Raw genomic sequence first — 24,823 nt, 5'->3', positions numbered from 1 at the left:
TTAGGCTCCTTTCAGTACAGTGGCTAACAAGTGGTCTTCTTTATGAGACCGATACAGGAGAATGAACCAAGCATTAGTAATAAATAGCAAGAGAGTGACAAGAGCAATCCACCATTCTTGAGTGAGAAGGAATGTCAGGAAGCTTCCTAATAGTAAGAGGATACTTTCTGAGAGCAAAATCATTTGGTGAATCTTTACAAATCCCAGACCTGCAATTTTCTTCAAGAAGATTGGTCTTCTAAACTCTTCAAAATAGAGGAAATTCATGGTGTTAAAGAGTAGTATGGAAGTAGCTATTGCAAAGATTCCTCCTGCAATGGTAATGAGATTCTCTAATTGAATGGATTGGATCATCTGCTGGTATACAGACGCCGCATAGTCATATTGACTAACATTTTTTTCAAGCCCATTCTCAACTACTAGTTTCTTGCTTTTTTCCAGACCATCAAAGTAAAGATAAGAATTAAGATGAGAGAAATAAGGATTATCGTAGCCACCAAAGCTTCTAGGTAGAACAACAACCAAAATCGGGTCTGTCAAGAATTGCTGATAGCTCATCGGTGTATTATTATAGATAAATCGTTTTTGGTTGTTAGGAAGATAGGTCACCCGTGCTTTCATAGGCAACTGACTCTTTCCTTGTTCATCACTAGGAGTCAGATAATCTTCATAGCGTTTTTTCAACTCCTCTTCTTGCCCTTTCAACTTTTCAGGAAGCAAGAGTCCAAATTCTCCAGCTTGCAAGTGATTCAAGCGCTCTTTTTCCTCAGGGGATACTAAGATCCTTTGGATATCAAGGTAATTTGGTGTTACATACAGGGTGTTGGCAAGAGGATCGTAATCTGTGATCGAAAGCTCTCTCCCTGTTCTAGGATCGTTCATGAAGCCTTTTGAATTAAATGCGGCAAGCTGATGATGGACCAAAAGTCCACCTTTTTCAATGCCAGACTCGATCAGTTTAGACCATTTAGCTCTTTGTTCAATTTGAATTTCTTTGTTTGTCGTTTGTAAAACATTTTCCCGATTCAAACTAATTTGTATCCAATTTGTCTCTTTAGACCAAGCCAAACTTCCCTCTTGATAAGTCTGCCAGATAGAGCCATAGATGCTGACACGATGAATTGAGAGACCAATGACAGTGATTGCAAGAAATTGACATGTAAAGAGAAAAAACAAGACTCTTTTTAATGGAATTTTTCCCTTTAAAAGGCTAACCAAGTGTACTGTCTGAATACTGAATGCAAAGAAAAAGGATAGGAAAGTAGATAAAATAAATAAAAGTGTATTGTAAATAATACTAGCTGAAATGATGAGAGAATAAGCAAAAGGGGTCAATTGTAAATAATAAATCAGAATAGCTCCTAGGACACTTCCACCAATACACCCTATAAACAATTCTTTACCATCTTCCATGAGAGAATGTCCAAAGAGCTGGTATCGTCTTATTCCAGAAATATAACGAATCCCTGCACTTCTCATTTCAAGTGTTTTTTGAATAATGGTCAATGCACCAAAGCTGATGATAAAAATAACCAAGGCTAGAGATTGGGAACCCGAACCAAAAAATACCATGAAATTTTGCAGGGGATTGGGCTTATTCATGAAACTTTTTGAAAAACCAAGATCGTGGAGTTTTTGATCCAATTTTTCAAGGGTTAAATTCCCAGATAGTATATAGTAATTGGTAAGCAAACTTTCCTTTGCAACGAATTCTTTCTCTTCTTTTTTGATGCCATTAGGAAGTGCTCCTTCTCCGTAGATATCATACGTAAACTTGACTTGCCCTTTAGAATCCGTTTTTTGAATCTGACGAGCAATCAAACTATTGTTTTCCTTTGCTAACTGATCTAAGCTAGATGAGAGCTCTTCATAAACAACTTCCTTTTCTTGTTGAAGAATCCCTATTACAGGTAGGCTTCGATGGATGACCGTATTAGGTGAAATAAAGGCAATCCAAAGCAGAAAGATTAGAATAAAAAGGTTCGAGAAAAGTATAAATAAACGTTTCATAATTCTACTCTTTCTAGTTTATCCTAGAGAGATTTCTTCTCTCTAGGACAAACTTTAGCAATTAAAATCCATAATTAAAGTATGCAGTTTCACCAAAACTTGTATTTATGAACGATGTTGATGTGTGATGAGCAGAAGCATAACCTACATTAGCTCTGCTGTCACTTGCTCGAGCCACACTTGACCAATGCCATCGATAGTCGTGGAAATAATTTGAGAATGCTCCCCAATTGACTGGATTATGATAACCTCCGTAACTCCAGTTACCACCAGATACCCAATCAGCAAAGACAGGACACGCTAAGCTACAACTAATAATTACAGTTAAGACAGAAAGGATAATTTTACTCGTTTTCATGACTGTTCACCTTCCATAATTAGAATTAAAAGCTTTATTTAACAATAAAATTATGAATTGCTCAAAATATAGTTTCCGTTTTTTTCTCCTTTCCAGAGCAACTCTTCACATCTGTATTATAAAACTTTTTCCAAAAAAATACGAATTATTATACATAAAATAACTAAAAAATGAAGCTGGTTCTGCAACCAACTTCTTTTTTATTTATTCCACCACTGCTTCAGCAATTTCTTCTGCAGTGATACCTGCAAAGTAACGACCTAGGTTAATGGTTTGAAGGGCTTTGAGGACGTCTTCACGTTCGTATTTGACACCACGAAGAACATCTTCTACTGCTGCAACATCTTCGATACCAAAGAAGTCACCGTAAATCTTGATATCTTGAATTTTTGATTCAATGATATTAGCGAAGATTTCAACCTTACCGCTAGGGAATTTAGTACCACGACGGACATTGTATTCAGGAGACTTTCCATAGTTCCAATCCCAGGTACCGAACTTGGTTTCCTTGATACGATTGATTTCAGCCAATTCTTCATCCGAGAAGACATATTCTGTCATTTCAGGGTATTCTTTCTTCATGTAGTCCAAAAGCAAGTCACGGAACTGTTCCACCGTGATTTTTTCTGGCAATTCATCGATGATATTGGTCACACGAGCACGGACTGATTTAACCCCTTTGGACTCAAACTTGTCTTTAGACACCTTGAGTGCATTAGCAAGGACAGACAAATCCACGTCAAAGAGAAAATAGCAGAGGTGAATCTTCTTATAGAATTAGACCTTAACAATCAGTCTTACCAGGAAATCAAAGATGAGTTAATCAAGGAAATCGCCCAGCTGGATTTGACCATTATAGATTTGCAGGATAAGGTTGCTCATCTTAACAAGGTAGCAGAGGTCTTAATCAATCTCAACAACTCATACCCAGAAAATAGAAGACTGGCAAAATATGACTATGCCAAGATGAACCTGACTTCAGATATCAAACTGGAGCAGGTGGAGAAAGAAATCGAAGAAAATCAAAGATTTATGACTAAATGGATAGATGATTACGAATATAAGGTTAGGAGATTAGAGAATTTTATCAATATACTTGATAACACAAGAAATCAAAATGTTACCAAATTAGAACGGGAAACAAAATCAGTATAGTTATTTGAGATACCATGGAAAAATTATAAGGCTGATAGTATTAATTTCACTATCAGCCTTACAGGTTATTTAACGTTTCAGAAAAACTATAATGTCAAGATTAACTAAACAGTATCTAATTCTTTCAAATAATTTTCTATCTTCATCAACATTAAAGGATTGTTATAAATCTTACATAACTCTCTTGCTTCTATATAATAATTTTTGACTTGTTCTTTGTCTAGAAATTTGGCTCCAGCATTTCCTACAAGAACAAGTAGGGGAGCTAGTTGGTAGCTTGTCTGTCTTTGTTTACAGAGTTCAATCGTCTCAAGAGCTTCTTGGATGGCTTCGTTATATTTTTCCTTTGACACTAGGTAGTGAGCGTAGTTGTAACGAACTCTGATGTAGCCAAATAAAAACTCTTGATGCTCAAAATTTTTTGTTTGATATAACTCCATTAAATGAGAGTAGTTTGCCTCATATTCTTGTTCACGACCCACTAAGGAATAGAAATTAGATAGAGTATTCAATGCCTTTAAATAAATCAGAGTATTTGAGGAGACTTTTAATAATATATTTTCCAATGAAGAAATAGCCTCACACTTACTGTCATATTGATAGAAGTCAATAATAGCTTTAATCCATTCAAGGTAAGTTCGGTCTTCTAGTGTTAGAAAAGTACTTCGTTCAATCTCTATTCTATAAATATATTCCAAATCGTCATAATTTCTGTCATCTAATAGTCGAGCAGATAACTGCTTGAAATTAGAGAGGTTAGATTTAATTTCAATTTGTTCATTAAAAAAATAATCTAATGGGACTTCAAGTCGTTGTGAGAGTTTGAACAAAAGGTCTGCGGAGGGAATGAAATGCCCTCTCTCAATTTTACTAATCTGGCTTTGTTCACAAATTCCTTCTGCAAGAGTTTGTTGGGAGAGTCTCAACTCTTTTCTTTTCAATCTGAATTTCTCTGCGAGTGTATTCATTAAAGATAATAAACCTTCCTATTTGCTTAATTTCATTATAAAATTTTTAGTTCAAAATAGCAAGTTAAAGGGATGAATAATTCTTTATGATAATAAAAAAAAAAAAAAGTTCAAGACGCAATAAAAATAATTGACTGAATAAAATATGTATGTTAGAATAAAAACAAGGAAAAAGAAAGGGGTTTCATTGCATGAGAAAAAAACGTGGAATTAAAAAATTAGTTACATTTGCATTACTAGGTGTTTTTATGTTTAGTAATACAATTCCTTACCAACAGTTTATTCAGAAGAATAAACAATTGGAGATTCGAGTGCAATCACAAAATAAGTCCAATGGTCTTGATATTGGGAAGGCTGATTAGTTGATTAAATGATGAAAATACTATTAACTATATAGTATTTCTGTTTTATCTAATTTTTAATTAGAAAGAAGTGATTCCAATGTACTGGGGTGTGATTTGTTGATACTTCTAAATGCAGTCATTGTTATTGTTAGACTTTAAGTGAAGGAAATGAGGGCTTTACGATGAAGAAAAGCATAAAAAAAATAATTACAACATCTTTACTTGCACTGACTTTAGCTGGTGCAGGTGGTTCGATTGTTTCAGCTGCAACAGTTTGGTATAAAGGTACTGCAGTTTATTGGAATTATGGTCGTGTTGCTGGTCTTTGGAGCTATTCAAATGTTCAGTCTGGTGTTTACGAACACGCATCATCTGCTAACGGGGGATTCTCAGGCTGGAAATCCCCTGGAGTAGAAGCACATGCTTCTAAATACATCGGAACTGGTACAGCTGAATGTTACTGGAATTGTAGGTAAGTACCTATGACATACAAAAACATGTTATTAGGTAAAATGAAATACTTAATCCTGTTTTTGATTGCCATCCAGAGTGTCTTACTTGCTCTGGTGGCAATTTTTTTAGCAGGTTTACAGTATCAACAGTCATGGCAGAGTTATAATCATCATTCCGGGACCGTAACAGTTTATCTTCAGAAGTTAACAGAAGAGCAATCACAAGATGTATTTAATTATTTTTTAGAACAGAGTGACTTGTCCATATGGACAAAACGTTCTGAAAGTAGTGATACAGGAGAAGGTCTAAATAGGATTTATATAGACATCCTTGGTAGCTCTGCTGGTTTTTCAGATTTTGAAAGTACGGGTAAAATAGTTGTCTCACAACAACAATTTGCAAATTTATTATCTCATAGTGACAATAGTATGACTATTGGACTTGACAAAGGCTCAAATAATATGCTTTACGAGCTTCCAGATTTATTATTTAGCACACCTGTAGTCATTGAACGATTAGATTTTACTTTCCAAAACACTAATACGATTAATGGGATATACCATATCAATGGTCTCCACGATGCTGTCTCAAGAGATAACTTTTTGTTGCATCTTTCAAAGGTGTCAGGTATTTCTGTTGAGGACTTGACAAAAGAAAGTTTTGGAAGTAGTACTGATCAGGGAATTTGGGGAATAATACTTGCTATCAGCATCTTAGTAAATGCCTTCATTTTACTGATCCTATTCTTAATCTGTGTTCTTCAATCCTTTAAACATTTTGGAACATTGATTCTTTTAGGATGGGATAGAAAAGAATTATGGTCTGCTTTTTTCAAAAATTCTCTACTATTTTCAATCTATATTATTCCTATTGTCTCTTTATGTAGTTGGTTGTTGTCAGGCTGGTCTAGTTTTGGTTTATCATCGTTTATTCTAGTTTTTGCTGGAGTCAGCCTCTCAGTCTTGTTGCTACTATTGATATTCATTATTCCAACAATTATTGTTTATTCGGTTTCTCCATTAGCAGCAATCCATAAACGATTACCAATGAAGCCTTTAATGGTAACCTGCTTGTTATTCTATACCTTGGTAGCTGGTTTGTTAATCGCAGTCAGTTACTATTTAGATGCTCCAATGAATCAGTTTATTGATAATATGAAAGTATCTAGGGAGTGGAAGAATGTTGAAGATATGTACGTTATCTCCAGCTTTGTTGAGGGAGATGATGTAGGTACATATGCAGGAACTACAAATTCCCTTGAGCGTAGTATGTATAACTTTTACCAGCGTATATCTGAGCTTCCGGGTGTCTATATTGCCCAAGGACAATTTCTTAATCAGGAGTCCCTTGATGCAGTCTATGGGACATACCAGCATGTCCCTAAAAAACCATTTTGGTATTTGAAATTCTCCTATAATTACCTGAAAGACCTAGGTATTCCCCTAAGTGATGAAGAGTTGCTAGAGATGAGGAATGGTACTCGACTTTATCTTCTACCTAACACGCTCAATACAGAAGAACTTGAAGTGATGAAGGCGTATTTACAGGAAAGTGTCACTGTAAAACCGGGAGATTTACAAACTAATTTCACAGAAAATCCGAAATTTATGTTCAAGGTTTACCAACCGTCTCGATCAATATTTACATGGTCAGATTCCATTTCTTATGGTACAACTAGTGAGAATCCAGTTATTTTTGTCTCAACACCAGAGAATTTATATTTCATGGAGTCGGCAAACTTAGTTGTCAGTGGCTATAATGGTCTTTTGAAGATTCGTGATAGGGAAACGATGAAACAGGTAGTGTCCATTTTAGAAACAGAATTTCCAGATTTAAAGGATAATCGGTTGAGTTTTACAACTGTCAAGAACTTTATCAATGGTCTTCAAAAAGATCTGAGTTATACATTTTATCTTTTCGGCACGATCATAGCGATTATCATAATTACGATGATGGCTATTTTCTGGAGTTTTGTCTTAATGTACCGCATGTTATTTGAAGAAAAATTGTATGTTCAATACTTTATGGGATTCTCACCATGGAAAAGATATATTGGTGTGCTTTCTCTCATTATTAGTTTTTCTGTGATGGAACTAATCGTTTCTATCTTAGTGGGTTCTAAGTTGGGAATAGTCATGACACTAGCTACATTTGCTTTTCAGATAATGCTACTTTACTTCAGTTTGTTCCGTAAAGAAGGAGAGAGTATCATACAATCATTTAAGGAGTAATCTCATGTCTAGAATTTCAGTACAAAATGTATCAAAACAATTTGGTTCAAGAGAAATTTTCAAAGACTTAAGCTTTGATATTGAGGAAAATGAATTTGTAGCTTTAGTAGGACCTTCTGGTTCTGGAAAATCGACTATCCTCAATATGATTGGACTATTGGATACTGTTGACAGTGGGAAAATCCTGATCAACGGAAAAGTTTTGCCTAAGGTAAATTCGCAATCAGCAGTTCATTACCGAAGGAATGTCATCAACTATCTTTTTCAATCCAATGCACTCATTTCTACATCTAGTGTGAAAGATAACCTGATGCTTGCCATGACTTTTTCGAATTTCTCTAGACAGGAGAAGGAGCAGAGAATCAAGGAAACGCTAGAATTTGTTGGTCTACAAAATCGGTTAAATAGTAAAATCAATGAATTATCGGGAGGTGAACAGCAGAGAATTGCGATTGTGAGAGCTATTTTAAAGCCCGGAGATATTGTCCTAGCAGATGAACCAACCGGATCGTTAGATCCTGAAATGTCTCAAAAAGCATTCGATTTGATTCGAACTTTGAGAGATCAATTTGGTAAAACAATTTTGGTTGTTACGCATAACATGGAGCAAGCACGGCAATGTGATAGGATCATTTCACTGGAGTAGGTTCTTGTAAATTAACTCAACCATTATTAGCACTTGATACGGTTACTTTAGATTATGGAATATCGAAGGTGGAGAGTTCAAACATGAAAAAATTTACATACGATATTATAAAACAGCCAAGTTTGTCTAATCGTTTGGAGTTAAAAATCATATTTATTCCATGTTATTTTGAGGAAGATATTGTGAAAGTCAAAGATGATGATGAAGTTGAGTGGGATTTGTTAGAATTTCAAAAATTTAGAGCATTTTTGGCTTAGTAATCTGTGCTGAAGGCTCAAAACCTATGGTAAAAAAGTAGCTTTGAAAACGTATTGCCTCCAAAGATTTAGTTAAATAATGATTTAACACAGAAAGAAATTATTGAAGTTCTGGAAAGATGTTGTTTCAGTATAGAAATAAGTCTTGAAAAACTGGATTTGAAGAATTATTTTGATTATATTGTTTCGGATGACAATTGCAATTGAAGATTCGTACTCAGGGATACAGGTATCAACTAGTGCTGGTATTGATACTATTGGATATTACGATTACCCATTGCCTTTATTTAATGCTAAGGCAAATTGGAAGGCTGGAAGTATGCAAGAAGTATTGAACGTAATTCAATCACAACATGAGTTTTAAAACGTCTAGACGTACTTAGAAAAATTAAAAATATACTTTTTTCAGATTGAAGACAAAGCCCTTAGAACCCAAGCTTCTAAAGGCTTTTCTTTGTGTAAAGTCATATAATAGAGATAAAGTTGGGCTTACTTTAGCATGTTTAAATATCAATAAAATTGGTGAAATGGATAGCAAATATCCCTTTTTATTACTATAATTTAAAGGGAAATAATTCTTCTAATTAACAACTATTGTAGAAAGAATTTCTTTAAATTAAAAAACTATGGTTCAACTATTTTAATTAAATAATACTTTTATATATTTTAACTTTATCTTCAAAAGTTAATTTCATAATAAAAGCACCCCAAAAGTTAGATTTTTCTGTCTAACTTTTAGGGTGCAGTTCATAGATACCTCTTTTTTGATATACTCAAGATTATTTATCACTTGATTGGTTCTAAAATAGATCCAGTAACAATAGTTGTTACAATGTATAAAAAGAATTTAAATTTTCAAAAAATTTAAAAGTTCCTCTTTTGTTTTCATCAATTATCTTTAGAACTATTTAAATTTAGTTCTTGTTTAATGTATTTACTAGCTATAAGTAAACAATTATTGAGACTATTAAAAATGTATCTAGGCTCTTCAATCATAGTAGGGTCATAATTACTTTCCTCGAATTCTATTTCCCATATAGAAGTTCCCTCAGGATGTTTGTACCCAGCTAAATATCGAAGCTGATTCCTAAAAATGATGAAAACTTTTCTATCTTCATCGTTATCTAAAAATAAATAAGCTTTGTAAAATATATCATCAAAATTTATAATAATTTCTAAGTCAATTGGTTCAGAATCATCTTTCCTTGAGTCTACATAAGAGACAGTTTTTCCACATATAGAAGCGAAATCTTGAAAAGTTTTGAAATATAGATTTTTATCTTCGCGTGATTGTTCAAATCTATAATCCATTTTCTTTTCTTTAATGTGATTCTCTATTTCTATTTTCTTTTGAAAATAAGAAAAGCCATTGATGATTAAATTAGTAAAAATAGTTGCACTAACTGAGATAAGTGCGGTAGCAATTACTTCAGACATAAAAACCTCTAATTAATTATATTTTCATATTCTCATTTTCTCTAGTGTAATTGTTTAATTACAATTGACTCTTACATTACTATATTTCAAATCAATCTTTGAATAAACATCTACAAATAGAAGAGATCTTTGTAAAATTTTTCTTAGAAGTTAAGTAAATTGAAATACAATTTGGTTCAAATCTGATTAATAATGATTAAAATAAATCATTAAACAAATTATCAAAGTAATCGTCTAATTCAAGATCTACCTCAGCAATACTAGGAGAAAAAGGTTTGAAAATAGAGTCTAAAGTGGATATAAAGTATAAACCTTTATCTATATCTACCATCTTTATAAAGCTCGCAACACCATATAATTGTGAAATGTATTGTTGCTTAGTCCCAGTGAAGGAGATTCTCTCCATGTGCGATTCTAGATCAAATGTTTTAATGTAATAGATGTCTTGCCTTAACTTCCTAACTATGCTTTTAGGAACAGATAATTTTTCATTGACTATTATACCTGTGACTTTTTTTCGGTCACCTGGTTTTATAACTACTGTTTTGTTTTGATTAATTTGAAAACCGTAACAATTCACGATTTTTTCAACTATATCCTTTATCCAAAATACATTGCTATTACCAGATATAGTAATATCATCTGCGTATCTTGTATATTTCAGTCTGTTTTTTTTACATAGCCCCTGGATTCTCTTATCCATTTCAATACAGATTATATTTGCAAGATACGGGCTTGTTGGAGCCCCTTGAGGAAGTTGACTATTAAATGTACATAAATTAGCAAGAGCACAAGCTATAGTATTTGAGTAACCAAGATCATAGAAGAATTTTTTAATAAGTCCGAAATGAATACTAGGAAAAAAATCTACTATATCCATTTTTAAAATATATTTAGAATTTACGTGAGGATATGCATTAGTAATAATTGATTTTCCTCTTACAAAGCCATGTGCACAATCTTCAATTGGAATCTTATATAATATATTTTCTAATATCCATCTTTGTATTCTTTTTAAAGGTAAAATAGGAGCATTGATTTGCCGATAATCACTCCCATTTTTTTTTAAAATCTGTATAGATTTGTATAAATTATTTCTATAAAAAAGTGTTCTGTAAAAATACTTTTTATCTATATCGATATTTTTCCTTAATGCTTCTAAAGTTAAAAATACAGGAATGTCTAGAGAAATAATTTTATCAAACTTAATCATATTAAACCTTTTTTGAGTAACTAAAACTAATTTAACCTTGTAAAAGCCTTTTCCTGTGGGGCAGTGAGGCTGTGGACCTCCACGAAGCAAAACGCCCCAGGGCAAAAATTTGCAAAATTTTGCTCTCGTTATAGGGAGCGGAGCTTCATATAACGACAGATATTTGTAACCATTTATACTTAGATAGGACGACTCATCCATCAGACACTCTAACTCAAAATGTAAAGTTAATATCTTGATTCTTTTGTTTTTTATCTCTGTGTTTTTCGCCTACTATATCAAATGTATCATTGATGTCATTCCAAGAAATTTTGTTTAAACCAACTGAATTTAAAAAAGTAGTACCTTGATCAGAAATATAAAAACAATTTGCAGTTTTTTCAATCAAACCTTCTTCTAAACAAGCCTGTATTGCATCATCAGTATAGCAGATTAATTTCGAAAGTTCAAGTTCTGTCAATTCTACATTCTTATTATCTTTTGATGATATGTAAATAAGAACTTTGACTTTATCTTTATCATCATCTTCAATCTTTTTATAATCCAAATACCAATTAACTTTATGTTTTTCTTTGACCCAGTGACTATATTTGTGATGAATTTTACCATCTTTGTTGTCTCTCGGAAATAAAGATCTCCACGTATTCTCTCTAGGACTGTCACTCCAAAACAAACTCAAAGTATTATTTGGGGTGTTTCGGCACGTAGTTACTACAGATTCAGTTTTTTGAAAACCTAAAATATCTTTTTTTCTTGCTGGACGAACAACTTCAGTTTCAAAATTTTCAATTAAAATTTCACTGGTTTCATTATTGTGAAAATATCTTTTTGACTTTTCATAACAACGTACAGCTCCATTTTTGGAATTTCTCATAAAAGAATCCAAAATACGTTGCTCAGCTATCTCTGTCATATGTATACAAAAAACCAAAATACATATATTATCGGGTATATAATCTTTTGTTAATGTAAGAAAATCATCTATTGTGCTACCGGATCCTGAATAATCATCAATAAGTACAATATACTCTGTGTTTTTTAAAATATCCTTCCATTTATTTTGAAGCCTAGTTTTTGTATTATTGTAATACTTAGCATTATGAAATTTATAATCTTCACCTTCTTCTGATAAATATCTTTCATAACCTACTTCATTATCAATAACAGAACTCATTTGTTTATATTCGTAATTCGCAATATTATTTACCGTCTTATATAAATTAATCATGTCAAGTGAACTGTTAGTTTTATATGTTTCTTTATTTAGTATACTTAAGAAATGGACATTCTTTTCTACACTAAATCCTTGCATGGTAAGAAACTTAACGAATCTAGAATGAAAGTGAGAGAAAACCTCTTCAATTTTCTGTTGTGAGTAATATTGGTAATGATTTTTAATACAATCAACTACAATATGTTTAACATTCGGTCGTAATTCCAATTCCTTTTGTGATATAAATTTCCCAAGTCTATTACGAAAACCTTTCATATATTTATCACAGTAATCCATATTAAGAGAATTTCGTTCGTAAAATGTATTGACTAATGCATCAAAGTCAGGATTAGTAGTCATAATTTTTTTGACACCTAATTTCTAAACTATAAATTTCGGTGTGCCACATAGATAGTATTATCAATACAAACACTTAACTATTATATAAGTGACACATCAATTGTACATAATATAACACATATCTATGGAAAATTAAATATAGTTAACAATTTTTTAGAAAGATAATAAAAATTTTTGAAAAGAGTCATTTTTCAGAATCTTTATTGTTTGCTGTTATAACAGATATTTTTTGAGTTTCCGTTATAACAGACATTGACATAGTCTTATAATATTATTTTGGCAAAATAATATTACACTAGAGGTAATAAAGAAAGTACATAAAGAAGGCCATGAAATTGGAAATCATACCTGGGATCACCCGATTTTAACAAACTTACCTTTGGATGATGCTGAACATGAAATTATGGACACAAGGGATATCATTCAAAAAGTGACAGGTATCCAAACGAAAATTACTCGTCCACCATATGGTTCCATTAATAGTGCTGTCCAGTATGCAGTAGATCAGTCATTTATAATGTGGGATGTAGATACCTTTGATTGGAAGACTCATAATACAGATGCTATTCTACAAGAAATTAAAAATGAGGTCAGTCCAGGTTCCATCATTTTGATGCATGATATCCATCAAACTTCCATTGATGCCCTTCCGACTGTTATTGAGTATTTACAGTCTCAAGGATATGGTTTGGTAACGGTTAATGGACTATTGGATCATAAAATAGATAGTCATCATATATATTATAGAAAGAATTAAGAAAGTAATTGTAAAGAAAGAGAGTTGGAAAAACTCTCTTTTTTCTGTAAACAAGCTGCTAAAATAATAATGTAGCATAGACGTCTGATTTTAATTTTTTGTTTGAGATAGTAGTATGAAATGTCTAAAACATATTATTTGTAAGGTACGAAGTTCCCAACAATAATTCCTACAATTCTAGGATCTTCATCATACGAAAGAAAAATATCGTGATAGTTTGGATTGATAGAAACTAACCGTAAACCCTGCTCCTCACGATAAACTCGTTTAATATAAGTCTGGCTATTGCAGACTACTGCATAAACTGCTCCATCATAATCAAATCCTGTCTCACGAATGAGAGCCACAGAGCCATTTTGATATTTGGGCTCCATTGAGTCACCAGAAATCCATGAGGCGAAATCATGGGCTAGTTCTTCATTAAAATAAACAGTATCATAGTTCTGATCGTTATAAACCGATGAGCCAATACCAGCAGACATTTTTTCGTAAACATGGTACTCGTATAGTTTTTCTGATATCGAAACAACATTCTTACATTGTTCTTTTTGAGCTAAGCTTCTGACATAACTAAGTGCATTATTCTTACCTTCATCCGATAAAGTATTATATATTCGGACGATTTCGATCTCTGTAAAAAAACCTTTCGGTACATTTAGAATCTGCTCTAGTTGTTGCACTTTTTCTCTAGATGGTTGTTTTACTCCACGTTCCCATGCGGAATAGGCTTGATAGCTGACTCCCAATTGATCAGCAATATCTTTTTGAGTCATTTTTAGCTCTTTTCTGCGAGCCTTTAGTTTTTCTGGTTGGTACATCGTTTCCCTCACATTAATAGTAATTTCAATTCAGCTTTTTGTTTTGCCTCTTTGTCAGTTAGCTTATTTTTATCCCAAACATAAGCTATAGATTTTCCTCTATCATAAATGAGCCATACTTTTAGATTGTCACGGCAAGTCTTTATTGTTTTCCAATTCTTTTGATCTAGAAGTTCTGGATATTCTTGACTAGTCACGAAGCCTTTTTTGATTACTGATTGCTGAATCTTATTGATTAGAAAAGTCTGATAGTTGTTGAATTCCTTTATAATCTGTTCTTTGACACCGTGAAACAAAAGGAGCAGTGTGGCATTTTGTCCATCAATATAAGCATCGATAGCCTGCTTAATGGTACTTTCTTTTCCAGGATAATATTCTCTAAGAAGATCTAAAAGGCGATAAAACAATGCCTGTTTTGAAACATCCAGACTATTTTGAATCTTTTGAAAGGTGTCGCAACTATAATAAATCTTTGACAACAAAACAATGTCAGGCATTAATACTACAGCAGAGAAAATATTCGCTTCTCGCTCTAGTAGGTTCTCCTGATTATCAATAGATTCTGCAAAATAATTACCTTCATGCTCTAGGATAAAATGTCCTAGCTCATGACACAGCGTAAAATTTTGCTTCACAATGGGATTATCCTTTTCATAAGAAAAACTAATACCTAATTCATCAATAACAGTTAATCCTTCAATCTTGTGATTAGAGAAGTGGTGACTAATTACTTGAATTTGATATTTTTGAATACAATGTTGAAAGAAGTAATTAAAATTATAATTTAATAATGAAATATCATAATCCTTCATGTATTGGTATAACACATGTTTTGTAGACTTACTTATTCTTGTATACAATTCATCCAAAGAATGGTACCTCCTTTAAGTATAAATTACAAAACTAAATCAATTTGGTTGAGTTTATTATATAAAAAAAAGTGGACGATTGTCCACTAGAAATCAGAGTTACAATTCTACAATCTTAATTCTATTGTTTTGAATAAGATCTCTGAATATATCTGTATTCGATTGCTTATTTATTGAATATTCTCCGAATAAGGACGAAATAGAGTGAATCAATTCCCTCCTTTTCTTATCAGTAGTTGTTCCCTTGTAGACATTATAAACAAAGATAAAATGTACTTCAGGATTGTCAACATAACTATCCAAAATTTTTCTAAAATAACCATAATCAGCTTTGGATAGAGAGTGTCCAAAGAAAATTATTTCTTTTATAGATGGACTAAGAATTTCAGACATACTACTGTTTCCAAACCATTCCTCAAACATTTCTTTTGTATATAAATCAAGAGTTCTTGATGTCTTTGTAAATATATACTCGTTTGATAATGGAGATAAAAACTCATCATCCACACCAAAAATAATCTCTTGAGTCTCCGAATCAAGACGACCATGTAAATTTAAAGTTTTGATGGGATTTCCTTTAAAAATTGGATGAAGGTATTCCGCTCTATCTCTGTTTTCAGACATATCCCAAGGCGTTGTATAGTTAAACGTTAAAACGTTATAAGTTGAATTTTCCGTGTCTTTTCTAATTTTTTTTAAAATAGATTCTATCAAATCCCCTGCATTTTTTTGATAGGCAAAGCTCATCTCGTAAATACTTAAAGTAAGATATTCTCTAAAATCCATCTCTAGCTCTTTTAATTCTGCTAAAAGAACTTGAGCAACCATCGGAAATAATTCTTTCTCTAATTTACTTTCAAACGTGTCTTCAAATTTTTCTCTATCGATTGTACTACCAATGTTTTTTTCATTATATTCATAATACTCTTTCCATAATTCATTCTCTTTTTTTCTAAATTCTATAAATAAATCTTTAGTGCCTTTAACTTTAAAAGAATCAAGCTTTTTATTCAGTAAATTATATGACAACAATTCATATATCTTTTCGATTTCTTTATTGTTCAGATGACTAATTCTTTGAGTACGTATCATAGATTTGCCATTTTGATAAATTGAAAGCAAACTATCACCGATGTTCTCCACAATATTCATACTATTATCGTTAGTAGTCAACTGATTTGCAATTTGATTTTCAACTTGAAACCAATCCGTATCGTTGGTCATTTTTCTATATAGAAAAATTATATACCATGAATTTAATTCAGGCACTATCTCGCTTTTTCTTATGCCTTCGTCATGCGCAAAGTTGATATCTTTTAAGTATCGCTCAATTTCAGAAAGAGTATATTCAAAAATATTACTATAACCATCTTTTTGAAGCTCTTTGCTATTATAATTGAGTTTATTTTCTAATATATACTCCAAAAACTTTTTATAATCAGAAGGAACTCCGCATGTTAAATCAAAGCCATTACCCAATACTAAAAGTGTTTTTGGTAAGTCCCCAATATTTAAAAATTCTGTTTTATAATCCAACTTCTGTACTCCCCTTTACTAACTCATCAATAGCAACTTTATAGAAATCCGCCAACTTAACTACCGTACTCAGATATATATCCTCACTTTAATCACCATTTTTGGAACTTTAATTTAAAGTTTTATAGTTTGTATTGTTTCTAGATCTTTGGTAACGATCGCAGTATCAAATCGTATTTCAAATAAAACTAACGATTCCCCTGCAAATTCAATAGTATTTTTGTAACCTGGTACTTTAGCAATAAATTGTTCCGCCACTTCAAAAATAGTTTTGGTACTTTTTTGAACTAAACCCTTAGCTTTTACGTGTTCATTCCCAGAGTGTGGAATTGTAGTAAATGCAATATGAGAGTTTGATTCCATTTCCTTAATCTTATCATTACCTTTGAATGATGAGAAGTAGAGTATATTATTGGTTGAATCATAAATAAAATTGACTATTCTTACATTTGGAATATTGTTTACAGATGTCGCTAAGGCTATTTCTTTTTGTTCAGACATTATTTTCAAAAATTCTTTTTTTACATCCATTCTTAAAACACTTCCTTTATTCAATGTAATTATCTAACAAAAAAGTCTAATTTTAAGTTTACTTGTTTTTTTCAAATGCTTCTTTTCTCTTTTCCATAAATTCAATCAGTTCTTTTTTGAAGATTTCTTTTTCTTTCTCAGTTAAACCCTTTGAATTCATACGGAAAAGCAATTCAATATTATCTAATTCATCTGATTTTTCTTCTGAATTTCCAACTAAATAATCAATTGATACATTTAAAACTTGTGCTATCTTAACAAGATTTTCTTGGGTTGGTTTTTTCTTGCCTCTCTCCCAGTCTGCATAGGACGATTGTCCTATCCCTAATCGTTTAGCGAGTTCAACCTGAGTTAGGTGAGCTTGTTTTCGTAATTCTTTTAAACGTTCTGCAAACGCCATAGTTATTCCTCTTCAATTTTTTTCAAAAAAATTTTAAAAACCCCTTGACATTTATCGCTGTTGGCGATAAAATATAAATATAGCTGGTAGCGATATTAGAGATCAAAATAATAATCCCTACCAATTGAGATCATTGACAATTAAATAAAAAGTGCGTCTGACAACCAGAGGACTGATCATCAGAACAACACATAAACTTCGTACCTTTATTGTAAATGTTTTGATAAGAAAAGTCAAGTCCGTTTTATGGTTGAAGTGAAGATAGAAAACAAGATTCAATTCTTGTGGGCTTCCACGCATTTCGGACTTTCGCACTTTTCCGAATAGTAAAGTGAACTGGCTTCGCCAAAGGGCGTAAGAGAATCTTAAGGGTATGATAATGACTCCCCAATGAGATTGGCTGGGAAAGCGATGGTAATTCACGCAAAGCACCTTGCTAAACGTTGCCACCGTGGAAAGAGGGATCTTTCCAACCAAATAACTTTTCTTTACTGCTGTCTATCTAATTAGATAGACCTACTCTCAAGCTACTAAGTTCTTTCCTTTTTTCACTTAGTAGCTTTTTTACTTATTACAATAAAGGAGAATGATATGACAAACTTTTTTCGCACTACAATGTAAACGACTCTATGATAACTATGAATTTACCTATGGTATGTTTAGTGAATCTGATAAACTACAGGCTAAACTCTATGCTCAGGCTCAAATAGATTTAGATCATCTCGCAGATGATGCTCGTAAAAATGGCTATGCCCATGGGGATATTCAATTCTATAGTCGCATGTTTAAACGAAAACTATTTACCCACTATTACTCAAGAGTGAAGCAACTAGCTTAACTCTTTTTATTTTACACTCAGAAAGGAAATCTTATGATCTCAGAAACACTTAAAATGAAACCAGAATTTATTGGCCCTGCTTACTATGAACGTTTAGGAAATGCTCCGAAATTTATTTTTGGGAAAGAAGGTAAATATCAACGTCACATTCTAAATAGCGCAGAGCACGGTGCCTTTCATGTCATCACACCAGCCTCTACAACGGTCTTCCCAGAAGATGCTCTAGTAGAAGCAGTTAACCCAATCTTTTTCCCAGACACTGCTTTAAACGGCAATACTGTTGCACCTTATCTCAATATCTTTGCGGAAAAATTGGTAATTAAAAAATAAGAAATAAAAGGAGAAAATCACATGGCTAAAATTGGATTAAACTACGGAGAAAAACTACAAATTGCTGACAAGACTTATCGTGTCATTACAGACGGCCTGGATGTCCCAGCTGTCCTTGGAAAACTGACTTTCCGAGGCATTGAAGGCCCTGATATCATCTTTGAAGTGGATCGCTCGCAACGAAATCCTGATGGATCATTTGTCCAAGTTAATACTGGAGAGATCCGTGGAATTGTCGTAGGTATTCACTCTTCTGTCCAGCATGAAACCCTCTTTTTCACTATCGCAGATATGTCAGAGTCTGAAATTGAAGACTTGGGCATTAAATACCGAGAAGAAGTTGAACTAGAAGATATTGTTATCACACATACCCACGTCAATCGTAATGATATCTATAAGCTCTTTGCTTCTAAAATCAAGAAAAAAGCTGGAGGCACACCAACTAAAGAAAACAAACCGGTAGAAAATAAGAAAGAAAACTAGGAGGTGATGCAGGATGAAACTCTTTACCTATCGTGGAAAAAGAGTTCGAGTTTTTCATCGTAAACTAAAGGGAATCACATGGTTTATCTGGTGGTTTCCTTTTTTGTTGGCTATTAGTGTCTACAGCTACTTACATTTAGAAGAATTAAAAGCTCATCCCTTACCCCAAGGATATTTTCTAGGAGCTGGATTTCTCTTTTCTTTGATCTTCTCTTGGTTTATCAATCGAGTTTGCTACAGGAAGATGCTCTTTTTTCAAAAGCTCAATAGTCTTCGAATTCTCTCTCGATTTTTGCTGGAGAATAACCTCTATCTCGTTAAAAAGGTTAAGCGTGAAAACAAGATCGTTGAAAAAATCACCTTGCCTCAAGTGTATGTCAAACAGTCTCGCTACAAGATTGAAGTGAGTTTCATTCTAGAAGGCAATAAGTTCCAAGATCGTTTTCTAAATCTTGGGGCCACGCTTGAAGTCATGTTTAACGGAGACTTTCGCAATAAAACCTTTGATAACTGCTTTATCAAATATGAAATTGCTATTAACCGAATTGATAGCAGGATCACCATCGATGAAGTAAAAGTCAAGGGATCCAAACTCCAGCTCATGAAAGATGTATCTTGGGATTATATTGAAGAACCTCATCTTCTCATCGGTGGTGGAACAGGTGGAGGTAAAACCGTTGTTCTCATGACCATTATCTACGCCCTGGCTAAAATCGGCTTTGTCGATATCTGTGATCCCAAGAATTCGGACCTTGCTGGATTAAAGAAAATTCCAGTCTTTCATGGTCGTGTTTATACGAGTAAGGAAGATATCATTAACTGTTTTAAAGAGAATGTAGAGTTCATGGAAAAACGCTATGAATTGATGTCTACTTCGCAAAAATTTCAAGCTGGAAAGAACTTTACTCACTATGACATGAAACCAAAATTCATTTTAGTGGACGAGTGGGCAGCTCTTATGGCAAAGATTGATCGTGACTATAGCCAACAGTCAGAACTCATGGAATACCTCTCCCAGTTAGTTTTAGAAGGTCGTCAAGCTGGAGTCTTTATCATCTTTGCTATGCAACGACCCGATGGAGAATTTATCAAAACTGCTCTTCGGGATAACTTTATGAAGCGTCTTTCCGTCGGTCATTTAGAATCAACAGGCTATGACATGATGTTTGGAGATGCTAATAAAACCAAAGAGTTTAAAAAGCTAGATGAGATTAACGGAGTGAAAGTCAAAGGACGAGGCTATATCGCAAACAACGGTGAGCTGGCTGGGGAATTTTTCTCTCCTTATGTACCGCTCGATCAAGGTTTTTCCTTCTACGATGCTTACTCTAAAATTCCTATTATGGAGTTTGAAGGAGAAGAGTTTTCAGTATTTGAAGAATACAAACCACCAATTGAAACAATTGACCCTATAGAGGAAGAGGAGTCTATAGAAAACGAGTCAAACAAGAGACCGCTCAAGGAATTTGCGGACGAACAAAATCTTAAAATGCCAACCTTACGCAAGATTATCTATCTCTTAACAGAACAAGGGATCATCTTTGAACGGACTGTATCCGCTATTCTAGTGGATCCTTTTCAAGAAAAACTTCTTCTTGAAATCCTCGCTCAATTTGAAGAGGGAGGACGCAGGTCTTATCCAAAAGCAGTTGAAGCGACGATTGTTCATCATGGGCTAGGACAAGGGCAAGGGCAAGCCTGACCGCAGGTCAGGCGCAGACCGTAGCCCGAAGTCTCTAGGCCATGATGAAACTTCAACCCCCGTTTTCTAATAGGGGGGTTACATTTGGCAAAAACGCCAAGTCCACCCCTCCTCATTCCTTATGGGAGTTGGGTTTTCAATTTTTATGAAGTGTGTCACTTTCGTCAAAAAAGTGTGTCACTTTGTTAGAAAGAGGTGTTGCGATGAATGGACAAAATTAGTCCTTTTCATATTAAGAATTTCAGAAAACAAACAGGACTTAGTCAAAAAGCATTTGCACAAGCTGTTGATCTTCCTACAAGAACCTATCGCTCTTATGAAACAGGTGAAAGAGGACTAACGATTGAGAAGTTTAGAGAACTAAAAGAAAAACTCGGTTACTATCAAGAGTGCGATAAAAACAGTCTTCGGGCTCAGATCGACTATCTACGATTGACCTTTCCTCGATTAAAAGATTTAGATGCTTTCTGTGAAAACTTTCTTCACTGCCACCTAAGTGAATTTACAGACCAAGAAACACGTCTCATGAACTATACCCACTTATGGCAACGAGGGAATATCTGGATTTTTGATTTCTTTGATAAGTCTGTGACCAATGACTACCAAACTTGTCTTCAACTATCCGGGCAAGGATGCCGTGAGTTAGAACTACTTCTAGAAGACAAGGGGATCACTTGGCAGATCTTTCTTCAAAACATTCTTTATTCCTATGAAGATGTTCGGGTGAAGCGTCTCGATATCGCTCTAGATGAACTCTATAAAGGCTATGGTCACGAGGACGAACAAATTCAGATTCCAAAATTGATTGATAAACTCTATTCCAAAGAGATTGTTCTAGACACGATCAAGAAATGGAATATCACGGGTGGTGGATCTTTCACAGATAATGAAGACATGGAAGCTAATCACGGTTTGTCCATTTATTTTGGAAGCCGTCAAAGCCAACTCTACTTTAACTTTTATGAAAAGCGCTATGAAATAGCTCGAATGGAAAACATCTCCTTGGACGAATCCTTGGAGATTTTTGGTATCTGGAATCGCTATGAACTCCGCTTTTCAGATCAGAAAGCTCAAGGCATTGTGGAGGAATACATCAACGGTGTAGATCTCGGAGAAATTGCAAGAGGTATCGTCAATAAAGAAATCCAAGTCTATGATGGCCTCACTCGTTTCGGAGCCTATAAGCCTGATGAGAAATGGCAACGGCTCTTTGGAGGAGTCGAACCCTTAAAACTGTCAACCAACCCACAGCCTTACAGTATTGAGCGAACCATTCGCTGGCTGACCTATCAAGTTGCTAACTCTCTTGCACTAGTCACTGAAGCAGACAAGATCCTCCAAACAGAATACATGAAAATGATTCAGAATAGCGGAGAGATTACTGATCGAGGAAAAGCCATGTTACGACTTCTCAAAGCCAATAAACACTATGAACACTAGAAAGGAAAAACTATATGGAATACAAAGTTCAAATCAATTCACTAGACAACTTTAAAGCCTGGTCTGGTGGACTAACCACCTTGAACACTGTCCGTGAACGTGGTGGAGTAGATACTCTAACCGTCATTTGTGAGGATATCTTCTCTGGTGATACGCCAACAGAAGGACAAATCAATGACTGGCTCTGGTTTGATTCAGATTTTATCTACCAAGCTCTAGGCTACGATGATCTACTTGAGGCTTCTTGAGATGCTGAAGAAGATTTATCAAGCTGACTTTTTACTTCTTCCAGAACAAGAATTCTGGCATATGTACGTTCTCTTACGAAAAGGAAAGGACTTCTACTATGAATGCGCTGGAAGATCTACCGAAAAACCACCAGATGCGAAAGGTTTCTATGACTATGAACATGCCTGTTTCACGCTAGATGGTCAAGTTTTGAGCGTAAATAAAAAAATGCGCCCCTCACTCATTACTTATATCCAAAAGACCATCAAAGACAATCAAGAAACATTTAGAAAGGAAATTGAAATGGCTACTAAAACTATTTTTGAAAAGAAAGTCTCTCAAGTCACAAATGAACTGGGAGAATTACTTAAAAAGAAAGATCATAGAGAGGCTTGGACCAAGGCTGGAGAATTAAATAGTCTCCTTAAAAAAGAAGAAGCCAAAGACCTAAAACCTGACCTGATCGAACAACTCCAAACTGAGCTACGAGGCTACTATTACATTAATGGCGAGATCGAAAAAGCCAATAAGCGCCTCTATGCAAAAGGCTCAAAGCTCATTGAACTCGCTGCTCTCTAAAAGGAGGATCTATGGATAAAGCCAAACGCTATTTGCTTCAAGCAAAAGAATATCTCTCACACTTTAAAAAGGTGGAGAAAAAAGGAGGCCCACCAAAACTAAAAGTCACCAATAAAAAGACCGTCAATATTGCAGTCATAGGAGGAATATCTTTCCTCCTTTTTGTTGGTCTCATGGGATCTATCCGTGCTATCACACTATCAAATAAGGTAGGTACACTACAAGCTCAAGTGGAGACTACTAAAAATCAAAAAGCACAGCCAATGGAGTCTAGTAGAAAATACGACTACAAACTCCAATATTACCTGAATGATTATGTCTATGCTTACTTCACCCTTCCGCAAGAAGGGGATAAACAACAAGCTCAAGTGGAATACTTAAATAGCTTTTACAACTTTATTCCTGATGTGAAAGCTCAAGGTCAAGTTCGAAATCCTAGTGAACTCCTCTATTCTCAGTTAGTGACTGTAGAAGGGAAGGTTGCGACCTATAAGATCAAATACAAGGAAACTATCCGTAGGGACAATAACACGGAAGAAAAAGAAATCGTGACAGGTTTCAATATTCCATTTGATGAAAAAGATGGAAAATACTATGTTTCTGGCCTTCCTTGGTTCTCTGCTATTGAATCCTCACAAGCTGGGCACTTTAGCGAAGATGATCAGCTTCAACTAACCGCTAATGACCACTTTTCAGATGGTCAGCGTAAAAAAGTTGAAAAATTCCTCAAAGTCTTCTTTACCAACTATACTACTAACCAAGATAACCTTAATCTGATTGCTAAGGATGTGGATATTATAGCCAATACCACCTTTAAAACAATTGATTATACCTATCTAAAAAAAGACGGTCAGAATCTAATCGCTTATGTTCAAGCAACCTTTGAGGTCGGAGGGACCACTCACTCAGAAAACTTCACTTTTACCCTCTCAGAAAAAGAAAAGACCTACTATGTCACAAAACTAGAACACACCATTCCACTGAATTATGCAAATGATAAAGAATAGGAGAACTCTATGAATACAGACAATCTACGAACCTTCCTTCAGGGTGATGGAATTTGGATCCTAACAGCTATTGCCGTGCTCTTAGCGATCAAGGCTTGGCGGAACAGTTCTTGGCTTCAACTCTTCTCTGTCGTTGGTTTCTATGCCGTTATTGTTTCAATTGCCAAAGGACAAGATATCCTAAAAGCAGTCGGCTGGTTCCTACGACTCTTCGGTATTGAATCAGGACTTTAAGTATGAACGAAGAAAGACTGTATGATTACAGTAAGGGCCTAAATGCTCCTTATTGGATCCAAGAAATCAAGACAAAAAAGGGCACTCGACTATGGTACTTTGCGACACCCATGCAGTTGTCCTTTTTCATTGTCTTTATCATCGTTTTTGTGGCCATGTTACTCTTTGGAGGATTTATCTTTGTGCCACTCGCAAAAATCACTCACTCAATTTCTCTCTTGCTCTATTGGTATCTCCCTTACAAATTGGCTAAATTCTATACTGAATACGAGCCTCACGGTAAAAAGATGCACGTCTTTATTGGAGATTACCTGATTTACTTTTGGGATTTTAAGCTAAACAAAAAAGCTGTCTACCATGAAGATCGAATAGAGCCTGTAGAAGAAATTGTCTTTGAAAAAACAAATCTATAGAAAAGGAGGACCT

The 24,823-nt window shown here is 34.2% G+C and carries 27 protein-coding genes and 3 pseudogenes; 18 read left to right on the top strand and 12 right to left on the bottom strand.

The genetic code is table 11. From position 1 onward, the window contains the following. The 3 genes and pseudogenes from TZ97_RS07460 to TZ97_RS07455 all read right to left on the bottom strand — a co-directional run. On the bottom strand, positions 1-2,010 hold the full coding sequence (locus TZ97_RS07460) for a DUF1430 domain-containing protein (protein WP_045759913.1): 2,010 nt from the start codon (positions 2,008-2,010) through the stop codon (positions 1-3). A gap of 61 nt (positions 2,011-2,071) precedes the next feature. Continuing rightward, positions 2,072-2,368 carry a lactococcin 972 family bacteriocin gene (locus TZ97_RS10295; RefSeq protein ID WP_080934905.1) on the bottom strand — a complete coding sequence of 99 codons (297 nt, stop codon included), beginning with the start codon at positions 2,366-2,368 and terminating at the stop codon, positions 2,072-2,074. A gap of 204 nt (positions 2,369-2,572) precedes the next feature. After that, positions 2,573-3,130, bottom strand: a pseudogene (locus TZ97_RS07455) (lipoate protein ligase C-terminal domain-containing protein); the annotation flags it as partial. On the opposite strand from TZ97_RS07455, the pseudogene TZ97_RS10700 reads away from it, so the two are divergent. After that, positions 3,107-3,523, top strand: a pseudogene (locus TZ97_RS10700) (helical hairpin domain-containing protein); the annotation flags it as partial. The pseudogenes TZ97_RS07455 and TZ97_RS10700 sit on opposite strands and share 24 nt — an antisense overlap. A gap of 104 nt (positions 3,524-3,627) precedes the next feature. Here TZ97_RS10700 and TZ97_RS07445 read toward each other — a convergent pair. Then, complete coding sequence (locus TZ97_RS07445; protein ID WP_045759912.1) at positions 3,628-4,491, bottom strand: helix-turn-helix domain-containing protein; 864 nt, start codon at positions 4,489-4,491, stop codon at positions 3,628-3,630. Between the two features lie 191 nt (positions 4,492-4,682). Between TZ97_RS07445 and TZ97_RS11030 the strand changes: the two genes are divergently transcribed. The 6 genes from TZ97_RS11030 to TZ97_RS10685 all read left to right on the top strand — a co-directional run bounded on the left by TZ97_RS11030 (position 4,683) and on the right by TZ97_RS10685 (position 8,786). Further along, positions 4,683-4,853 carry a PhrA family quorum-sensing system peptide gene (locus tag TZ97_RS11030; RefSeq protein WP_152620220.1) on the top strand — a complete coding sequence of 57 codons (171 nt, stop codon included), beginning with the start codon at positions 4,683-4,685 and terminating at the stop codon, positions 4,851-4,853. A 164-nt stretch (positions 4,854-5,017) separates the two neighbouring features. Continuing rightward, positions 5,018-5,311: a hypothetical protein gene (locus TZ97_RS07440; protein WP_023026925.1), complete on the top strand. Its 294-nt coding sequence runs from the start codon at positions 5,018-5,020 to the stop codon at positions 5,309-5,311. A gap of 6 nt (positions 5,312-5,317) precedes the next feature. Continuing rightward, the gene (locus TZ97_RS07435) at positions 5,318-7,519 is read left to right on the top strand and encodes an ABC transporter permease (RefSeq protein ID WP_045759911.1); all 2,202 of its coding nucleotides are present in this window, start codon (positions 5,318-5,320) and stop codon (positions 7,517-7,519) included. A 4-nt stretch (positions 7,520-7,523) separates the two neighbouring features. Further along, the gene (locus tag TZ97_RS07430) at positions 7,524-8,165 is read left to right on the top strand and encodes an ATP-binding cassette domain-containing protein (protein WP_045759910.1); all 642 of its coding nucleotides are present in this window, start codon (positions 7,524-7,526) and stop codon (positions 8,163-8,165) included. A gap of 83 nt (positions 8,166-8,248) precedes the next feature. Beyond that, complete coding sequence (locus TZ97_RS10840; RefSeq protein WP_235287917.1) at positions 8,249-8,422, top strand: hypothetical protein; 174 nt, start codon at positions 8,249-8,251, stop codon at positions 8,420-8,422. A 190-nt stretch (positions 8,423-8,612) separates the two neighbouring features. Further along, complete coding sequence (locus tag TZ97_RS10685; protein ID WP_235287915.1) at positions 8,613-8,786, top strand: HAD family hydrolase; 174 nt, start codon at positions 8,613-8,615, stop codon at positions 8,784-8,786. Between the two features lie 524 nt (positions 8,787-9,310). On the opposite strand, the gene TZ97_RS07415 is transcribed toward TZ97_RS10685, so the two are convergent. The 3 genes from TZ97_RS07415 to TZ97_RS07405 form a co-directional block, all read right to left on the bottom strand. Next, positions 9,311-9,859: a hypothetical protein gene (locus TZ97_RS07415; protein ID WP_045759909.1), complete on the bottom strand. Its 549-nt coding sequence runs from the start codon at positions 9,857-9,859 to the stop codon at positions 9,311-9,313. 196 nt (positions 9,860-10,055) lie between these two features. Further along, positions 10,056-11,072 carry a retron St85 family RNA-directed DNA polymerase gene (locus TZ97_RS07410; protein WP_045760216.1) on the bottom strand — a complete coding sequence of 339 codons (1,017 nt, stop codon included), beginning with the start codon at positions 11,070-11,072 and terminating at the stop codon, positions 10,056-10,058. A 214-nt stretch (positions 11,073-11,286) separates the two neighbouring features. After that, positions 11,287-12,645: a phosphoribosyltransferase-like protein gene (locus TZ97_RS07405; RefSeq protein ID WP_045759908.1), complete on the bottom strand. Its 1,359-nt coding sequence runs from the start codon at positions 12,643-12,645 to the stop codon at positions 11,287-11,289. A gap of 301 nt (positions 12,646-12,946) precedes the next feature. Between TZ97_RS07405 and TZ97_RS07400 the strand changes: the two are divergent. After that, a pseudogene (locus TZ97_RS07400) lies at positions 12,947-13,402 on the top strand (polysaccharide deacetylase family protein); the annotation flags it as partial. 134 nt (positions 13,403-13,536) lie between these two features. Here the strand turns inward: TZ97_RS07400 and TZ97_RS07395 are convergent. The 5 genes from TZ97_RS07395 to TZ97_RS07375 all read right to left on the bottom strand — a co-directional run bounded on the left by TZ97_RS07395 (position 13,537) and on the right by TZ97_RS07375 (position 17,556). Further along, positions 13,537-14,220 (bottom strand): XRE family transcriptional regulator, encoded by a 684-nt coding sequence (locus TZ97_RS07395; RefSeq protein ID WP_045759906.1) that lies wholly within the window; start codon positions 14,218-14,220, stop codon positions 13,537-13,539. 8 nt (positions 14,221-14,228) lie between these two features. Beyond that, complete coding sequence (locus TZ97_RS07390) at positions 14,229-15,089, bottom strand: ImmA/IrrE family metallo-endopeptidase (RefSeq protein WP_045759905.1); 861 nt, start codon at positions 15,087-15,089, stop codon at positions 14,229-14,231. Positions 15,090-15,188: 99 nt separating this feature from the next. Beyond that, positions 15,189-16,625: an AbiH family protein gene (locus tag TZ97_RS07385; protein ID WP_045759904.1), complete on the bottom strand. Its 1,437-nt coding sequence runs from the start codon at positions 16,623-16,625 to the stop codon at positions 15,189-15,191. A 114-nt stretch (positions 16,626-16,739) separates the two neighbouring features. Then, positions 16,740-17,156 (bottom strand): pyridoxamine 5'-phosphate oxidase family protein, encoded by a 417-nt coding sequence (locus TZ97_RS07380; RefSeq protein WP_045759903.1) that lies wholly within the window; start codon positions 17,154-17,156, stop codon positions 16,740-16,742. A 58-nt stretch (positions 17,157-17,214) separates the two neighbouring features. Further along, positions 17,215-17,556, bottom strand: coding sequence for a helix-turn-helix domain-containing protein (locus tag TZ97_RS07375; protein ID WP_045759902.1), 342 nt, complete (start codon positions 17,554-17,556; stop codon positions 17,215-17,217). A gap of 655 nt (positions 17,557-18,211) precedes the next feature. On the opposite strand from TZ97_RS07375, the gene TZ97_RS07370 reads away from it, so the two are divergent. The 10 genes from TZ97_RS07370 (at position 18,212) to TZ97_RS07325 (ending at position 24,810) form a co-directional block, all read left to right on the top strand. Next, positions 18,212-18,394, top strand: coding sequence for a hypothetical protein (locus TZ97_RS07370; RefSeq protein ID WP_045759901.1), 183 nt, complete (start codon positions 18,212-18,214; stop codon positions 18,392-18,394). 33 nt (positions 18,395-18,427) lie between these two features. Beyond that, a complete protein-coding gene (locus TZ97_RS07365) occupies positions 18,428-18,724 on the top strand; it encodes a hypothetical protein (RefSeq protein WP_045759900.1) in 297 nt (98 codons plus the stop codon). A gap of 21 nt (positions 18,725-18,745) precedes the next feature. After that, the gene (locus TZ97_RS07360; RefSeq protein WP_045759899.1) at positions 18,746-19,207 is read left to right on the top strand and encodes a hypothetical protein; all 462 of its coding nucleotides are present in this window, start codon (positions 18,746-18,748) and stop codon (positions 19,205-19,207) included. Between the two features lie 13 nt (positions 19,208-19,220). Further along, complete coding sequence (locus tag TZ97_RS07355; protein WP_045759898.1) at positions 19,221-20,909, top strand: FtsK/SpoIIIE domain-containing protein; 1,689 nt, start codon at positions 19,221-19,223, stop codon at positions 20,907-20,909. A gap of 207 nt (positions 20,910-21,116) precedes the next feature. Next, positions 21,117-22,349, top strand: coding sequence for a replication initiation factor domain-containing protein (locus TZ97_RS07350; protein WP_045759897.1), 1,233 nt, complete (start codon positions 21,117-21,119; stop codon positions 22,347-22,349). Positions 22,350-22,363: 14 nt separating this feature from the next. Further along, a complete protein-coding gene (locus TZ97_RS07345) occupies positions 22,364-22,597 on the top strand; it encodes a hypothetical protein (protein WP_045759896.1) in 234 nt (77 codons plus the stop codon). Position 22,598: 1 nt separating this feature from the next. After that, positions 22,599-23,156 carry a hypothetical protein gene (locus TZ97_RS07340; RefSeq protein WP_045759895.1) on the top strand — a complete coding sequence of 186 codons (558 nt, stop codon included), beginning with the start codon at positions 22,599-22,601 and terminating at the stop codon, positions 23,154-23,156. Positions 23,157-23,167: 11 nt separating this feature from the next. Next, positions 23,168-24,163 carry a conjugal transfer protein gene (locus tag TZ97_RS07335; protein WP_045759894.1) on the top strand — a complete coding sequence of 332 codons (996 nt, stop codon included), beginning with the start codon at positions 23,168-23,170 and terminating at the stop codon, positions 24,161-24,163. A 9-nt stretch (positions 24,164-24,172) separates the two neighbouring features. After that, positions 24,173-24,397 carry a TcpD family membrane protein gene (locus tag TZ97_RS07330; protein WP_003005585.1) on the top strand — a complete coding sequence of 75 codons (225 nt, stop codon included), beginning with the start codon at positions 24,173-24,175 and terminating at the stop codon, positions 24,395-24,397. 2 nt (positions 24,398-24,399) lie between these two features. Beyond that, on the top strand, positions 24,400-24,810 hold the full coding sequence (locus tag TZ97_RS07325) for a conjugal transfer protein (protein WP_021153910.1): 411 nt from the start codon (positions 24,400-24,402) through the stop codon (positions 24,808-24,810). Positions 24,811-24,823 lie beyond the last annotated feature (13 nt).

Source organism: Streptococcus parasanguinis (assembly GCF_000963275.1).
Lineage (GTDB): Bacteria > Bacillota > Bacilli > Lactobacillales > Streptococcaceae > Streptococcus > Streptococcus parasanguinis_B.
Note: the sequence above shows the minus strand (reverse complement) of the source record. Positions and strands in the feature narration are given on the sequence as shown.

Bases quoted from the DNA above. Each gene is read 5' to 3' on its own strand.
- TZ97_RS07445 (WP_045759912.1), bottom strand. From the start codon at position 4,491: ATGAATACACTCGCAGAGAAATTCAGATTGAAAAGAAAAGAGTTGAGA.
- TZ97_RS07330 (WP_003005585.1), top strand. From the start codon at position 24,173: ATGAATACAGACAATCTACGAACCTTCCTTCAGGGTGATGGAATTTGG.
- TZ97_RS07435 (WP_045759911.1), top strand. From the start codon at position 5,318: ATGACATACAAAAACATGTTATTAGGTAAAATGAAATACTTAATCCTG.
- TZ97_RS07375 (WP_045759902.1), bottom strand. From the start codon at position 17,556: ATGGCGTTTGCAGAACGTTTAAAAGAATTACGAAAACAAGCTCACCTA.
- TZ97_RS07325 (WP_021153910.1), top strand. From the start codon at position 24,400: ATGAACGAAGAAAGACTGTATGATTACAGTAAGGGCCTAAATGCTCCT.
- TZ97_RS07405 (WP_045759908.1), bottom strand. From the start codon at position 12,645: ATGACTACTAATCCTGACTTTGATGCATTAGTCAATACATTTTACGAA.
- TZ97_RS10685 (WP_235287915.1), top strand. From the start codon at position 8,613: ATGACAATTGCAATTGAAGATTCGTACTCAGGGATACAGGTATCAACT.
- TZ97_RS07395 (WP_045759906.1), bottom strand. From the start codon at position 14,220: ATGTACCAACCAGAAAAACTAAAGGCTCGCAGAAAAGAGCTAAAAATG.
- TZ97_RS07410 (WP_045760216.1), bottom strand. From the start codon at position 11,072: ATGATTAAGTTTGATAAAATTATTTCTCTAGACATTCCTGTATTTTTA.
- TZ97_RS07370 (WP_045759901.1), top strand. From the start codon at position 18,212: ATGTTTAGTGAATCTGATAAACTACAGGCTAAACTCTATGCTCAGGCT.
- TZ97_RS07335 (WP_045759894.1), top strand. From the start codon at position 23,168: ATGGATAAAGCCAAACGCTATTTGCTTCAAGCAAAAGAATATCTCTCA.
- TZ97_RS07415 (WP_045759909.1), bottom strand. From the start codon at position 9,859: ATGTCTGAAGTAATTGCTACCGCACTTATCTCAGTTAGTGCAACTATT.
- TZ97_RS07440 (WP_023026925.1), top strand. From the start codon at position 5,018: ATGAAGAAAAGCATAAAAAAAATAATTACAACATCTTTACTTGCACTG.
- TZ97_RS07355 (WP_045759898.1), top strand. From the start codon at position 19,221: ATGAAACTCTTTACCTATCGTGGAAAAAGAGTTCGAGTTTTTCATCGT.
- TZ97_RS11030 (WP_152620220.1), top strand. From the start codon at position 4,683: ATGAGAAAAAAACGTGGAATTAAAAAATTAGTTACATTTGCATTACTA.
- TZ97_RS10295 (WP_080934905.1), bottom strand. From the start codon at position 2,368: ATGAAAACGAGTAAAATTATCCTTTCTGTCTTAACTGTAATTATTAGT.
- TZ97_RS07365 (WP_045759900.1), top strand. From the start codon at position 18,428: ATGATCTCAGAAACACTTAAAATGAAACCAGAATTTATTGGCCCTGCT.
- TZ97_RS07460 (WP_045759913.1), bottom strand. From the start codon at position 2,010: ATGAAACGTTTATTTATACTTTTCTCGAACCTTTTTATTCTAATCTTT.
- TZ97_RS07360 (WP_045759899.1), top strand. From the start codon at position 18,746: ATGGCTAAAATTGGATTAAACTACGGAGAAAAACTACAAATTGCTGAC.
- TZ97_RS10840 (WP_235287917.1), top strand. From the start codon at position 8,249: ATGAAAAAATTTACATACGATATTATAAAACAGCCAAGTTTGTCTAAT.
- TZ97_RS07430 (WP_045759910.1), top strand. From the start codon at position 7,524: ATGTCTAGAATTTCAGTACAAAATGTATCAAAACAATTTGGTTCAAGA.
- TZ97_RS07340 (WP_045759895.1), top strand. From the start codon at position 22,599: ATGCTGAAGAAGATTTATCAAGCTGACTTTTTACTTCTTCCAGAACAA.
- TZ97_RS07350 (WP_045759897.1), top strand. From the start codon at position 21,117: ATGGACAAAATTAGTCCTTTTCATATTAAGAATTTCAGAAAACAAACA.
- TZ97_RS07380 (WP_045759903.1), bottom strand. From the start codon at position 17,156: ATGGATGTAAAAAAAGAATTTTTGAAAATAATGTCTGAACAAAAAGAA.
- TZ97_RS07345 (WP_045759896.1), top strand. From the start codon at position 22,364: ATGGAATACAAAGTTCAAATCAATTCACTAGACAACTTTAAAGCCTGG.